The organism is Citrobacter sp. Ce119 (genome assembly GCF_030334525.1).
GTDB classification, from domain to species: domain Bacteria; phylum Pseudomonadota; class Gammaproteobacteria; order Enterobacterales; family Enterobacteriaceae; genus Citrobacter; species Citrobacter europaeus.
Map to the genome: position 1 here is coordinate 250,091 of NZ_JAOWDR010000059.1, position 13,326 is coordinate 263,416.

Sequence of the window (13,326 nt, forward strand, 5' to 3'; positions counted from 1 at the left end):
TTATCGCCCCGTCCGTTCACGGCTAATACGCGCCAGCCATTCAGAGATCAGCAGTGAAATCAGCGCTAACACAATAGAAATAATACATAACCTTGCCGCCGCGCTTTCGCCGCCGGGGGTCTGGATCAAGGTATACATCGCCGAAGGGATAGTGCGGGTTTCGCCAGGAATATTGGAGACAAAGGTAATTGTTGCGCCGAATTCCCCGAGGGAACGCGCAAACGCCAGCACCGTACCGACAATAATGCCGGGTAGCATCAGCGGTAGCGTAATGGTCATAAATACGCGCCAGCGTCCGGCTCCCAGCGTGCGGGCCGCCTGCTCCAGTTTGACGTCAACACCTTCCAACGCCAGACGAATAGCCCTTACCATCAGAGGGAAGGACATCACCGCTGCGGCCAGCACCGCACCGCGCCAGCTAAAGGCAAAGGTGATGCCAAACCAGTCGTACAGCCATTCGCCAATGAATCCGCGCCGCCCCATAGCAATCAACAGCAGATAGCCCACCACCACCGGCGGCAGAACCAGCGGCAAATGCAGAACGCTGTCGAGCAGTGCTTTGCCCGGGAACTTGCATCGCACAAGCAGCCAGGCAAAGAAGATCCCAAACGGCAGGCTAAACAAGACGGCCAGGGAAGAAACTTTCAGGCTCAGTATGACGGCCTGCCATTCAGGATCGGTCAGTATCATTACTTGGTCGTAAATCCATAACGTTTAAAGATTTCAGCAGCCTGCGGTCCTTTCAGGTAATCATAGAACGCGCTAACCGTTGCGTTTTTGTGCCCATCAACAATCGCGATAGGGTATTCCACTTTTTTGTGCGAATCTTCCGGGAAAGTCGCAACGACTTTTACGCCTTTGCTGGCGACGGCATCGGAACCATAGACGATACCCAGCGGCGCTTCGTTACGCTCTACCAGCGCCAGCGCACCGCGCACATCTTCAGCAGGTGCCAGTTTCGGGGCCAGGGTATCCCATGCACCCAGTTTTTGCAGCGCTTCTTTGGCATAAATGCCCGCCGGAACATGTTCCGGATCGCCAACGGCCAGACGTCCACCGTTCAACAGGCTGGTCCAGTTGGTTTTGCTGTCAATAGTGAAGTCTTTCTGTGCACTGGCTTTCGGCGCGACCACCACCAGGCTGTTACCTAACAGCGTTGCACGCGTTGCGGTATCAATCGACTTTTTGTCTACCGCGTAATCCATCCATTTCTGATCGGCAGAAATAAACAGATCGGCCGGTGCGCCTGCTTCAATCTGACGCGCCAGTGTGGATGAAGAGGCAAAAGAGGAGACAACATCAACGTTCTTCTCTTTTTTGTATTGCGTCGCAATGTCCTGCATCGCGTTGGTCAGTGAAGCCGCGGCAAACACCGTAATTTTGCCTTCATCCGCCAGCGCATGCCCGGCAACGGTAAGAGAAAGTGTTGCCCCTGCAAACAAGCGTAACCATGTACGTGCCATCTGTAACTCCTTTGCGTTTCGTTATGTAGGCGCAAATATAACGAGTAAATCAGGATTTTCCCAGAGGTTATTGATACCAATTAGAGGTTAGACAAAGAAAATATCGGCAGGGAAAGCAGGATCTTGAGAAACTGTAGTCAGCGAAAACGGGTTGGCAGGCGAAAAATATAAACGCCCGACTGAGCGGGCGTTTGGGGAATCAATGATTCTGTCTGGACTGGTCTTTCTGACCGATACCGGAGAAAATGTTGAACACTTCACCCAGTCCGTAAATCAGACCCAGAATGATGGCCATTACCACAGGTACCATGATTACGGCGAATACCAGACTTTTCAATAACTCTAACATGGTCAACTCCAGATATAGTCCTTAGCTGTATTCTAACCACATAACGCAGAAAAGCACTCCCCTTTTGTGCGGTCGGCTTTGCTCAGGCGCGGTTTTCCGTCACAATACCCTTTTTTGCCAGGAGCTTGTGATGCAGGCCGAAATCCTTCTTACGCTGAAACTTCAGCAAAAACTGTTTGCCGATCCCCGTCGCATTTCTCTGCTTAAGCACATTGCGCTTTCCGGCTCCATCAGTCAGGGCGCGAAGGATGCAGGTATTAGCTACAAGAGCGCCTGGGATGCGATTAATGAAATGAACCAGCTCAGCGAGCAGACGCTGGTTGAGCGCGCAACAGGCGGCAAAGGCGGCGGCGGCGCGGTGTTAACACGCTACGGCCAACGCTTAATCCAGCTGTACGATTTACTGGCGCAAATCCAACAAAAAGCCTTTGATGTTTTGAGCGATGACGATGCGCTGCCGCTCAATAGCCTGCTGGCGGCTATCTCTCGTTTTTCACTGCAAACCAGCGCCCGTAACCAGTGGTTTGGCACAATAACCGCCCGCGACCACGATCAGGTTCAACAGCATGTCGACGTGCTGTTGGCCGATGGCGAAACGCGCCTGAAAGTCGCGATCACTGCGCAAAGCGGCGAGCGTCTGGGCCTGGAGGAAGGTAAAGAAGTGTTGATTCTGCTGAAAGCACCATGGGTAGGAATTACTCAGGACGACGCCATTGCCCAGGCCGCCGATAACCAGTTGCAGGGTACGATCAGCCATATAGAACGCGGAGCGGAACAGTGTGAAGTGCTGATGACGTTACCAGACGGCCAGACGCTGTGCGCCACTGTCCCGGCCCAGGACGCCACAACGCTGCAAGAAGGCGCTAACGTCACCGCATGGTTTAATGCTGACCGGGTGATTATCGCCACACTGTGCTGAGTTAATTGACATCAGCCTGAAGAACACGTATCCCTGTTATTAATCGCTGCAAATAATGGGATACAAAATGTCATCGTTGCAAATTTCGCAAGGCACGTTTCGTCTTAGCGACACAAAAATGCTCCAGATAGATGCGTTGACGTTAAACGCGGGTGATAGCTGGGCGTTTGTTGGTTCTAACGGTAGCGGGAAATCCGCGCTGGCCCGCGCGCTGGCGGGAGAGTTGCCGCTCCTGAAAGGCGAGCGCCACTGTCAGTTCGCGCGTATTACCCGACTCTCTTTTGAGCAACTCCAAAAGCTGGTCAGCGACGAATGGCAGCGAAACAACACCGACCTTCTTAGCCCCGGCGAAGACGACACCGGGCGCACCACCGCTGAAATCATTCAGGATGAGGTCAACGATCCCGCCCGCTGCGCTGTGCTGGCGCAGCAGTTTGGCATTTCAGCTCTGCTTAACAGACGTTTCAAATACCTTTCGACCGGTGAAACACGTAAAACCCTGCTCTGCCAGGCGTTAATGTCCTCGCCAGATTTACTGATCCTGGATGAACCCTTTGACGGGCTGGACGTGGCGTCCCGTCGGCAGTTAGCAGAACTGCTCGCTGAACTGCACCAGGCCGGTTTAACGCTGGTGATGGTGCTTAATCGTTTTGATGAAATTCCCGAATTCGTGCAGTTTGCTGGCGTACTTGCCGATTGCACGCTGACGGACACCGGCGCAAAAACCGACCTTCTGCAACAAGCATTAATCGCTCAGCTTGCCCATAGCGAGCGGCTGGAAGGCATTCAGTTACCCGAGCCGGATGAGCCTTCGGTGCGGCGCACATTGTCAGAAAACGCGCCGCGAATTGTGCTTAACGATGGCACCGTCTCGTATAACGATCGCCCTATCCTTCATCATCTGAGCTGGCGGGTAAATCCGCGGGAACACTGGCAAATTGTCGGCCCCAACGGTGCGGGAAAATCAACCTTGCTCAGTTTAATCACCGGCGATCATCCCCAGGGTTACAGCAACGACCTGACCCTGTTTGGCCGCCGTCGGGGCAGCGGTGAAACTATCTGGGATATCAAAAAACACATCGGTTACGTCAGCAGCAGCCTGCATCTGGATTACCGGGTAAGTACGACGGTACGCAACGTTATTCTCTCTGGTTATTTTGATTCAATCGGCATTTATCAGGCCGTCTCCGACAGGCAGCACAAGCTGGTACAGCAGTGGCTGGAAATCCTGGGCATCGATAAGCGTACCGCGGATGCGCCGTTTCATAGTCTTTCCTGGGGACAGCAGCGGCTGGCATTGATTGTTCGCGCATTAGTTAAACATCCTACGTTGTTGATTCTTGATGAGCCTTTGCAAGGATTAGATCCTCTCAATCGCCAACTGATTCGTCGGTTTGTGGATGTGCTAATCGGTGAAGGTGAAACTCAACTGCTGTTCGTCTCTCATCATGCCGAAGATGCCCCAGCCTGTATTACCCATCGACTGGAGTTTGTCCCCGAGGGCGATATCTACACCTATCGACAAACCTCTCTGCGTTAATTTTCATACCAGGGCGTTGAATACGCCCTTTTTCTGGCCTTTTTTTCAGACAAACGCTGAGAAAACAATCTAACGTAATGATTTAAAATATAATAACCACTACGTACACCTGAAAATGCCAGTGTGTAAACGATTCCACTATTTTATTCCATGTCACACTTTTCGCATCTTTGTTATGCTATGGTTATTGCATACCATAGGCTTAACGGAGCGAATTATGAGAGTATTGGTTACAGGTGGTAGCGGTTACATTGGAAGCCACACTTGCGTGCAGTTGCTGAAAAACGGTCACGAAGTAGTGATTCTGGATAATCTCTGCAACAGCAAGCGTAGCGTTCTGCCCGTCATCGAGCGTTTAGGCGGCAAGCATCCAACTTTCGTGGAAGGAGATATCCGCAACGAGGCGCTGATAACCGAAATTCTGCACGATCATGCCATTGACACGGTCATCCACTTTGCTGGTTTAAAAGCCGTGGGAGAATCCGTTGCCAAGCCGCTGGAGTATTATGATAACAACGTCAACGGCACTCTGCGTCTGGTGAATGCAATGCGCGCCGCCAACGTGAAAAACTTCATTTTCAGCTCCTCCGCGACCGTCTATGGCGATCAACCGAAAATTCCTTATGTTGAAAGCTTCCCCACCGGCACGCCGCAAAGTCCGTACGGCAAAAGTAAGCTGATGGTGGAACAGATCCTCACCGACCTGCAAAAAGCACAGCCCGACTGGAGCATCGCCTTGCTGCGCTACTTCAACCCGGTTGGCGCTCATCCGTCGGGAGATATGGGGGAAGATCCGCAAGGTATTCCAAACAACCTGATGCCATACATCGCACAGGTTGCCGTAGGTCGCCGCGAATCCCTTGCCATATTTGGCAACGACTACCCCACTGAAGATGGCACCGGCGTTCGCGACTACATCCACGTGATGGATCTCGCCGACGGCCACGTTGCCGCCATGGAAAAGCTGGCTGGCAGACAGGGTGTACATATTTACAACCTTGGGGCAGGCATCGGCAGCAGCGTGCTGGACGTGGTCAACGCCTTCAGCAAAGCCTGCGGTAAACCCATTAATTACCATTTCGCTCCGCGCCGTGATGGCGATCTTCCGGCCTACTGGGCTGATGCCAGCAAAGCCGATCGCGAGCTCAACTGGCGCGTGACCCGCACTCTGGATGAAATGGCACAAGACACCTGGCACTGGCAGTCACGCCACCCACAAGGATATTCGGATTAAGGACCAATCATGACGCAATTCAATCCTGTCGATCATCCACATCGTCGTTTTAACCCACTCACCGGGCAGTGGATCCTCGTATCACCGCATCGCGCCAAACGCCCCTGGCAAGGGGCGCAGGAAACCCCGTCTAAGCAGGTACTGCCTGCGCATGACCCGGACTGCTTCCTGTGCGCTGGTAATACGCGCGTTACCGGTGACAAAAACCCGGATTACACCGGGACCTATGTCTTCACCAATGACTTTGCGGCGCTGATGTCCGATACCCCGGACGCGCCGGACAGTCACGATCCGTTGATGCGCTGCCAGAGCGCGCGCGGTACCAGCCGCGTGATTTGCTTCTCACCCGATCACAGCAAAACGCTGCCGGAACTCAGCGTCCCTGCGCTGACAGAAATCGTAAAAACGTGGCAGGAGCAGACTGAAGACTTAGGCAAAACCTATCCCTGGGTGCAGGTCTTTGAGAATAAAGGCGCAGCGATGGGGTGCTCGAACCCGCACCCACACGGACAAATTTGGGCCAACAGCTTTTTGCCTAACGAAGCCGAACGTGAAGATCGCCTGCAGAAAGCGTACTTCGCCGAACAAGGCGCGCCGATGCTCGTTGATTACGTCCAGCGTGAACTGGCGGACGGCAGCCGTACGGTCGTTGAAACCGAGCACTGGCTGGCAGTTGTACCTTACTGGGCCGCGTGGCCGTTCGAAACGCTGCTGCTGCCGAAAGCGCACGTGCTGCGTATTACTGATTTGACCGATGAACAGCGTACAGACCTGGCGCTGGCGTTGAAAAAACTGACCAGTCGTTACGACAACCTGTTCCAGTGCTCATTCCCCTATTCTATGGGCTGGCACGGCGCACCGTTTAACGGTGAAGAAAACGAACACTGGCAGTTGCACGCACACTTTTACCCGCCGCTGCTGCGTTCTGCGACCGTGCGTAAATTTATGGTCGGTTATGAAATGCTGGCGGAGACCCAGCGTGACCTGACGGCAGAACAAGCGGCTGAGCGACTGCGTGCAGTCAGCGACATCCATTTTCGCGAATCCGGAGTTTAAATAATGAGTCTGAAAGAAAAAACACAATCTCTGTTTGCAGAAACGTTTGGCTACCCTGCCACCCATATTATTCAGGCGCCGGGTCGCGTAAACCTGATCGGCGAACATACCGATTATAACGACGGCTTCGTTCTGCCCTGCGCCATCGACTATCAGACCGTCATCAGCTGTGCGGCGCGCGACGATCGAAAAGTCCGCGTAGTCGCCGCTGATTACGACAATCAGATTGATGAGTTCTCTCTCGATGCGCCGATTATCGCCCATGACACCCAGCAGTGGTCAAACTACGTGCGTGGCGTGGTGAAACATCTACAAAAGCGCAATAATGCTTTTGGCGGCGCGGATCTGGTGATTAGCGGTAACGTCCCGCAGGGTGCGGGTTTAAGCTCTTCCGCCTCGCTGGAAGTCGCTGTTGGTACGGTATTCCAGCAGCTCTATCATCTGCCGCTCGACGGCGCGCAGATTGCCCTGAATGGTCAGGAAGCTGAAAACCAGTTTGTCGGTTGTAACTGCGGCATTATGGATCAGTTGATCTCTGCGCTTGGCAAGAAAGATCATGCGTTGCTGATCGACTGTCGTACGCTGGGCACTAAAGCCGTTTCGATGCCTGAGGGTGTCGCGGTGGTAATCATCAACAGCAACTTTAAACGCACATTGGTCGGCAGCGAATACAACACTCGTCGCGAACAGTGTGAAACCGGCGCGCGTTTCTTCCAGCAACCAGCGCTGCGTGATGTCAGCCTTGAAGCGTTTAACGCCGTCGCCCACGAACTGGATCCGATTGTCGCCAAACGCGTCCGCCACGTCATCACAGAAAATGCGCGTACCGTTGAAGCCGCGCAGGCGCTGGAAAAAGGCGACCTGCTGCGTATGGGCCAACTGATGGCGGAATCTCACGCCTCAATGCGCGATGACTTTGAAATTACCGTGCCGCAAATTGATACTCTGGTAGAGATTGTCAAAGCGACCATCGGCGATAAAGGCGGTGTACGTATGACTGGCGGCGGCTTCGGCGGCTGCATCGTGGCGCTGATCCCGCAAGATTTGGTACCTGCCGTTCAGCAGGCTGTCGCCGAGCAGTACGAAGCAAAAACCGGTATCAAAGAAACATTCTACGTCTGCAAACCTTCTCAAGGAGCTGGACAATGTTAAACGAAATCCCTGTGCAGGCTCCGGACGGTCAGCCGTTTCGCCTGCTCACCCTGCGCAATGACGCAGGGATGGTGGTCACGCTCATGGACTGGGGCGCAACCCTGCTCTCTGCGCGTATTCCGCTTAGCGATGGTAGCGTGCGCGAAGCCATACTCGGGTGCGCCAGCCCGGAACAATACCCGGAACAGGCTGCATTTTTGGGGGCCTCGATTGGTCGCTACGCTAACCGTATCGCCAACAGTCGTTATACCTTTGCCGGCGAAACCGTCGAATTAATACCAAGTCAGGGCGACAACCAACTGCACGGCGGGCCGGATGGTTTCGACAAACGCCGCTGGCAGATAGTCAATCAGAATGACCGTCAGGTACTGTTCGCCTTAACGTCTGAAGATGGCGATCAGGGCTTCCCTGGTAATCTATGCGCTACCGCGCAGTATCGCCTGACTGACGATAATCGTATTTCGATAACCTACCGCGCCACGGTCGATAAGCCCTGCCCGGTAAATCTGACAAATCACGTCTACTTTAATCTCGACGGCGATAAAACGGATGTGCGCCAGCATAAGTTGCAAATTCTGGCGGACGAGTACTTACCGGTGGACGAAATGGGCATCCCGCATGATGGACTGAAATCCGTCGCCGGTAGCACTTTCGATTTTCGCACGCCTAAAATCATCAGCAGTGAATTTCTGGCCGATGACGATCAGCGCAAGGTGAAAGGTTACGATCATGCCTTCCTGCTTCAGGCTCAGGGTAATGCACGTACACCGGTGGCTCAGCTATGGTCACAGGATGAAAAACTGCAAATGGTGGTCTACACCTCGGCCCCGGCATTGCAGTTTTACTCCGGCAACTTCCTCGGCGGTACGCCATCTCGTGGGCCAGACGCCTACGAAGACTGGCAAGGTCTGGCGCTGGAAAGTGAGTTTCTGCCTGATAGCCCGAACCATCCAGAGTGGCCACAGCCGGACTGCTTCCTGCGTCCGGGGGACGAGTACGCCAGCGTAACGGAATATCAGTTTATTCCCGTCTGAGCCTTCCCCGTCACAGGCCCGATGACGTAACGTATCGGGCCTGTTGCTTGTTTATCACAACAGACCCGCTCAAATCCCCACCACTCAAAGACAAAATCGCAACCTTGAATTCACAAGAACCTTACACTGTGGCGCTATTTTCGCTATGGTTATGCGTAAGCATTGCCGCTGACGAATTACGGCAATATAATGAGAATTATTATCATTCAATATGATTTATAGGAGTGAGTGTATGGCTGTAACTAAGCTGGTTCTGGTACGTCACGGTGAAAGTCAGTGGAACAACGAGAACCGTTTTACCGGTTGGTATGACGTTGATCTGTCCGAGAAAGGTGTAGGCGAAGCAAAAGCGGCAGGTAAACTGCTGAAAGAGGAAGGCTACAGCTTCGATTTTGCTTATACCTCTGTGCTGAAACGTGCCATCCACACCCTGTGGAACGTACTGGACGAACTGGATCAGGCGTGGCTGCCGGTTGAGAAATCCTGGAAACTGAATGAACGTCATTACGGCGCGCTGCAGGGTCTGAACAAAGCGGAAACCGCAGAAAAATACGGTGATGAGCAGGTTAAGCAATGGCGTCGCGGCTTTGCGGTTACCCCGCCAGAACTGACCAAAGACGACGAGCGTTATCCGGGTCACGATCCGCGTTATGCGAAGCTGACCGACAAAGAGTTACCGGTTACCGAAAGCCTGGCGCTGACCATCGATCGTGTTATCCCTTACTGGAATGAAACCATTCTGCCGCGCATGAAAAGCGGTGAGCGTGTGATTATTGCCGCTCACGGCAACTCTCTGCGTGCGCTGGTGAAATATCTGGATAACATGGGTGAAGATGAGATCCTTGAACTGAACATCCCGACCGGCGTACCGCTGGTGTATGAGTTCGACGAAAACTTCAAGCCGATCAAACACTACTATCTGGGTAACGCTGACGAGATCGCAGCAAAAGCCGCCGCCGTGGCGAACCAGGGTAAAGCGAAGTAATTTCTTCGCAGGATACAAAAAGCGCGGATTATCCGCGCTTTTTTTTGCCTATGAGAGAGGCATTAAAACTTAACCGCGGCGCGCTTTTACCGCATCCGCCAGTTGGCGCAGCACCGCATCGGTATCTTCCCAACCAATGCAGGCGTCGGTGATACTCTTACCGTAGGTCAGCGGTTCGCCGCTATCCGGGTTCTGGTTGCCTTCTACCAGATGGCTTTCGATCATCACGCCGATAATCGCTTTTTCGCCACCGGCGACTTGCCCGCAAACATCTTTCGCAACATCCATCTGCTTTTTGAACTGCTTGCTGGAGTTGGCATGGCTAAAGTCGATCATCACTTGCGCTGAGAGTCCTGCCTTGATCAGACCTTCTTTCACCTCGGCAACATGCTGAGCGCTGTAGTTCGGCTCTTTGCCGCCGCGCAGAATGATATGGCAATCGCCATTGCCACTGGTATTCACGATCGCCGAATGACCCCATTTGGTCACCGACAGGAAGCAGTGTGGCGCTCCTGCGGCGTTGATTGCATCAATCGCCACTTTGATGGTGCCATCGGTACCATTTTTAAAACCAACCGGGCAAGACAGACCAGATGCTAGTTCACGGTGCACCTGAGATTCAGTAGTTCGTGCCCCAATCGCGCCCCAGCTCATCAGGTCGGCGAGATATTGCGGGGTGATCATATCGAGGAATTCACCCGCAGCCGGCAATCCGCTGTCGTTGATATCCAGCAGCAGTTTACGCGCAATGCGCAGCCCATCGTTGATCTGGAAGCTGTTGTCCATGTGCGGATCGTTGATAAGCCCTTTCCAGCCAACGGTAGTACGTGGCTTTTCAAAATAGACGCGCATGACAATTTCAAGCTCGCCTTTTAACTCTTCGCGCAGCGCCAGCAGGCGAGCGGCATACTCTTTGGCAGCGGCCGGATCATGAATTGAACACGGTCCAATCACCACCAGCAGGCGATCGTCGCTTCCTTTCAGAATTTTATGAATCGCCTTACGGGCATGAGCCACCGTATTTGCGGCATTTTCAGTAGCGGGGAATTTTTCCAGCAGTGCGACTGGCGGTAATAACTCGTTGATCTCTTTGATGCGTAAATCGTCGTTCTGATAATTCATGATTATTCCAGCGTTGCCATACTTATATAAATGAATGCAATCCCTCCAATCTATATCTTCAGTCATAAAGTGTAAACGGGGTTTTACACTTTGGACGGATTAATCCTGGAATTGGCCAAAAAAACGCAATAAAGTAGCGAAAAACGAGATCCAATCTACAATTTATAACTGTAACAGCTTTAATTTTCATAATTTTCAAGATTCTATGCTGGTTTTAATTTCAACAGCAAAACTATTAACCACATATTGATGATGTATCTGCCACATGCACTGTTGGAAGACGTTATCCGACATATCGACCTTAACAGGAGCATATTATGCATATGACAAAGCTCGCTTCACTCTTTCTTACCGCTACACTCAGCCTCGCCAGCGGCGCGGCGCTGGCTGCGGACACCAACGCTCAGTCCAATAACGGCCAGGCAAATTCCTCGGCTGACGCCGGACAAGTCGCCCCTGACGCCCGCGAAAACGTAGCGCCAAATAATGTCGACAACAGTAACGTGAATTCAGGTGGCACAATGCTTCACCCGGACGGTTCGTCAATGAACCATGAGGGGATGACCAAAGACGAGGTGCACAAAAATACCATGTGTAAAGACGGCCGCTGCCCCGATGTGAATAAGAAGGTTGAGACCGGAAACGGCATCAATAATGATGTTGATACCAAAACTGACGGCACCACCCAGTAACGCTGAAAATAAAGCTAATAACGGGAGAGCAATAGCTCTCCTTTTTAATTTTATCATCCCAAAAACGGTATCATGGCATACAGTAAAGATGAGAATAACAAAGGGATGGCATAATGGCGCACGCACATACTCATACTTCCTCTGAGCAACCGAAGGACAATAATGCCCGCCGACTGATGTTCGCATTTTGCATTACAGCCGGATTTATGTTGGTTGAAGTGGTGGGGGGAATACTCTCCGGCTCGCTGGCCTTGCTGGCCGACGCCGGGCATATGCTCACGGATGCCGCAGCGCTCCTTTTCGCGTTGCTGGCGGTCCAGTTTTCCCGCCGCCCACCCACAATCCGCCACACCTTCGGTTGGCTGAGGCTCACGACGCTGGCTGCATTTGTTAATGCCATCGCATTGGTCGTTATCACCATTTTAATCGTCTGGGAGGCGGTTGAACGCTTCCAGACGCCTCGCCCTGTGGCTGGCGGCATGATGATGGTTATAGCTGTCGCAGGCCTACTGGCCAACGTGCTCGCTTTTTGGGTTTTACATCGCGGCAGTGAAGAGAAAAACCTGAACGTCCGCGCCGCAGCGCTGCATGTGATGGGCGATTTACTCGGTTCTGTTGGGGCAATTATCGCGGCACTGATTATCATCTGGACGGGCTGGACGCCTGCGGATCCGATCCTGTCGATCCTGGTTTCCGTGCTGGTGCTGCGCAGTGCCTGGCGATTATTAAAAGATAGCGTTAATGAATTACTGGAAGGCGCCCCGCTGGCGCTGGATATCGCCGCACTACAGCGCCATCTCAGCCGGGACATCCCTGAAGTGCGCAACGTACACCATGTCCATGTCTGGATGGTGGGTGAAAAACCGGTGATGACGCTGCATGTGCAGGTGATCCCGCCGCACGATCACGATGCGCTGCTGGAGCGTATTCAACATTTCCTTATCCATCACTACCAGATTGAGCATGCGACGATCCAGATGGAGTATCAGCCGTGCAATGGGCCGGACTGCCACCTGTATCAGGGCGTGTCCGGCCATTCACATCACCACCATTAATGGGACAGCGCGTGGGAACCCCGCTCACGCGCGCTATTAATCCACATCCTGCTACCGTTCAGGGCGATAACCGTCAGGATCACATATTCCAGCGACATGGCATATACGCCTTGCAGGGCAAAGATCACCACGCTGATGACGTTAATGATCACCCACAGCAGCCAGTTTTCAACGTATTTACGCGTCATCAGGATCATCGCCGCAATCGACAGCACCATCATGCAGGAGTCCCAGAACGGGAATGCATCGGGTTGCAGTTCAGGCACAACAACCTGTAATCCCAATGCCTGCATGATGTTCACCGCGATACGGGTCAGGAACGCAAAGACCGGATCGATATAGACCGACATCAGGCCAATCGCCACCACGCAAGCCGCCAGCCAGCCGATCGCTTTTGGTAACGGCAGCCAGCGAATTTTCAGTTCCGCTTCATGCTGGTTGGTTTGCCGGGACCAGGCATACCAGCCGTAGATGTTGGCGGCAAAGAAGAAAACTTGCAGCAACAGGCTGGCATAGAGTTGGATCTGAAAGAAGATAATCGCAAACAACGTGACGTTTATCAGACCAAAGAAGTAATTGCTGATTTTCTCAAGACTCGCGAGGCCAATACACAGCAACCCGGCGATCGTCCCCACGGCTTCGATCCATGACAGATCGTAACCGCCCGCGCCAATCGGAATATGTACCAGAATGTTCTGCGTGCTAAAAAAGTCCATCTTTTCCCC

General features: G+C 53.0%; 14 protein-coding genes. 9 read left to right on the forward strand and 5 right to left on the reverse strand.

What is annotated here, in order from left to right; translation table 11 throughout:
• The 3 genes from modB to OGV80_RS18220 all read right to left on the reverse strand — a co-directional run bounded on the left by modB (position 1) and on the right by OGV80_RS18220 (position 1,812).
• The gene (modB, locus tag OGV80_RS18210) at positions 1–690 is read right to left on the reverse strand and encodes a molybdate ABC transporter permease subunit (RefSeq protein ID WP_032942750.1); all 690 of its coding nucleotides are present in this window, start codon (positions 688–690) and stop codon (positions 1–3) included.
• Positions 690–1,463 carry a molybdate ABC transporter substrate-binding protein gene (gene modA, locus OGV80_RS18215; RefSeq protein ID WP_032942749.1) on the reverse strand — a complete coding sequence of 258 codons (774 nt, stop codon included), beginning with the start codon at positions 1,461–1,463 and terminating at the stop codon, positions 690–692. Before modA ends, modB begins: the two co-directional genes overlap by 1 nt.
• 199 nt (positions 1,464–1,662) lie before the next feature.
• Positions 1,663–1,812: an AcrZ family multidrug efflux pump-associated protein gene (locus tag OGV80_RS18220; RefSeq protein WP_003023026.1), complete on the reverse strand. Its 150-nt coding sequence runs from the start codon at positions 1,810–1,812 to the stop codon at positions 1,663–1,665.
• A 130-nt stretch (positions 1,813–1,942) separates the two neighbouring features.
• Between OGV80_RS18220 and modE the strand changes: the two genes are divergently transcribed.
• The 7 genes from modE to gpmA all read left to right on the forward strand — a co-directional run bounded on the left by modE (position 1,943) and on the right by gpmA (position 9,732).
• Positions 1,943–2,731: a molybdenum-dependent transcriptional regulator gene (modE, locus tag OGV80_RS18225; RefSeq protein WP_043015656.1), complete on the forward strand. Its 789-nt coding sequence runs from the start codon at positions 1,943–1,945 to the stop codon at positions 2,729–2,731.
• Positions 2,732–2,798: 67 nt separating this feature from the next.
• Entirely contained in the window at positions 2,799–4,271 is a 1,473-nt protein-coding gene (gene modF / locus OGV80_RS18230; protein ID WP_087052995.1) for a molybdate ABC transporter ATP-binding protein ModF, read from the forward strand.
• A gap of 217 nt (positions 4,272–4,488) precedes the next feature.
• Positions 4,489–5,505, forward strand: a complete 1,017-nt coding sequence (galE, locus tag OGV80_RS18235; RefSeq protein WP_087052996.1) for a UDP-glucose 4-epimerase GalE — start codon at positions 4,489–4,491, stop codon at positions 5,503–5,505.
• A 9-nt stretch (positions 5,506–5,514) separates the two neighbouring features.
• On the forward strand, positions 5,515–6,561 hold the full coding sequence (galT, locus tag OGV80_RS18240) for a galactose-1-phosphate uridylyltransferase (protein WP_047412540.1): 1,047 nt from the start codon (positions 5,515–5,517) through the stop codon (positions 6,559–6,561).
• Positions 6,562–6,564: 3 nt separating this feature from the next.
• Complete coding sequence (gene galK, locus OGV80_RS18245; RefSeq protein WP_043015652.1) at positions 6,565–7,713, forward strand: galactokinase; 1,149 nt, start codon at positions 6,565–6,567, stop codon at positions 7,711–7,713.
• Positions 7,707–8,747, forward strand: a complete 1,041-nt coding sequence (gene galM, locus OGV80_RS18250; RefSeq protein WP_087052998.1) for a galactose-1-epimerase — start codon at positions 7,707–7,709, stop codon at positions 8,745–8,747. Before galK ends, galM begins: the two co-directional genes overlap by 7 nt.
• A gap of 232 nt (positions 8,748–8,979) precedes the next feature.
• Entirely contained in the window at positions 8,980–9,732 is a 753-nt protein-coding gene (gpmA, locus tag OGV80_RS18255; protein ID WP_003022999.1) for a 2,3-diphosphoglycerate-dependent phosphoglycerate mutase, read from the forward strand.
• 69 nt (positions 9,733–9,801) lie between these two features.
• Here gpmA and aroG read toward each other — a convergent pair whose 3' ends face one another.
• Positions 9,802–10,854 carry a 3-deoxy-7-phosphoheptulonate synthase AroG gene (gene aroG, locus OGV80_RS18260; protein ID WP_047412543.1) on the reverse strand — a complete coding sequence of 351 codons (1,053 nt, stop codon included), beginning with the start codon at positions 10,852–10,854 and terminating at the stop codon, positions 9,802–9,804.
• Positions 10,855–11,171: 317 nt separating this feature from the next.
• Here aroG and OGV80_RS18265 point away from each other — a divergent pair, with 317 nt between their 5' ends.
• Positions 11,172–11,546: a YbgS-like family protein gene (locus OGV80_RS18265; protein WP_043015649.1), complete on the forward strand. Its 375-nt coding sequence runs from the start codon at positions 11,172–11,174 to the stop codon at positions 11,544–11,546.
• A gap of 113 nt (positions 11,547–11,659) precedes the next feature.
• Positions 11,660–12,601, forward strand: coding sequence for a CDF family zinc transporter ZitB (gene zitB / locus OGV80_RS18270; RefSeq protein ID WP_043015648.1), 942 nt, complete (start codon positions 11,660–11,662; stop codon positions 12,599–12,601).
• Here the strand turns inward: zitB and pnuC are convergent.
• Positions 12,598–13,317, reverse strand: a complete 720-nt coding sequence (gene pnuC, locus OGV80_RS18275; RefSeq protein WP_003831446.1) for a nicotinamide riboside transporter PnuC — start codon at positions 13,315–13,317, stop codon at positions 12,598–12,600. The two genes, zitB and pnuC, sit on opposite strands and share 4 nt — an antisense overlap.
• Positions 13,318–13,326: the final 9 nt, after the last annotated feature.

Bases quoted from the DNA above. Each gene is read 5' to 3' on its own strand.
- modB (WP_032942750.1), bottom strand. From the start codon at position 690: ATGATACTGACCGATCCTGAATGGCAGGCCGTCATACTGAGCCTGAAA.
- modF (WP_087052995.1), top strand. From the start codon at position 2,799: ATGTCATCGTTGCAAATTTCGCAAGGCACGTTTCGTCTTAGCGACACA.
- galE (WP_087052996.1), top strand. From the start codon at position 4,489: ATGAGAGTATTGGTTACAGGTGGTAGCGGTTACATTGGAAGCCACACT.
- galK (WP_043015652.1), top strand. From the start codon at position 6,565: ATGAGTCTGAAAGAAAAAACACAATCTCTGTTTGCAGAAACGTTTGGC.
- OGV80_RS18265 (WP_043015649.1), top strand. From the start codon at position 11,172: ATGCATATGACAAAGCTCGCTTCACTCTTTCTTACCGCTACACTCAGC.
- modE (WP_043015656.1), top strand. From the start codon at position 1,943: ATGCAGGCCGAAATCCTTCTTACGCTGAAACTTCAGCAAAAACTGTTT.
- galT (WP_047412540.1), top strand. From the start codon at position 5,515: ATGACGCAATTCAATCCTGTCGATCATCCACATCGTCGTTTTAACCCA.
- gpmA (WP_003022999.1), top strand. From the start codon at position 8,980: ATGGCTGTAACTAAGCTGGTTCTGGTACGTCACGGTGAAAGTCAGTGG.
- galM (WP_087052998.1), top strand. From the start codon at position 7,707: ATGTTAAACGAAATCCCTGTGCAGGCTCCGGACGGTCAGCCGTTTCGC.
- modA (WP_032942749.1), bottom strand. From the start codon at position 1,463: ATGGCACGTACATGGTTACGCTTGTTTGCAGGGGCAACACTTTCTCTT.
- zitB (WP_043015648.1), top strand. From the start codon at position 11,660: ATGGCGCACGCACATACTCATACTTCCTCTGAGCAACCGAAGGACAAT.
- OGV80_RS18220 (WP_003023026.1), bottom strand. From the start codon at position 1,812: ATGTTAGAGTTATTGAAAAGTCTGGTATTCGCCGTAATCATGGTACCT.
- pnuC (WP_003831446.1), bottom strand. From the start codon at position 13,317: ATGGACTTTTTTAGCACGCAGAACATTCTGGTACATATTCCGATTGGC.
- aroG (WP_047412543.1), bottom strand. From the start codon at position 10,854: ATGAATTATCAGAACGACGATTTACGCATCAAAGAGATCAACGAGTTA.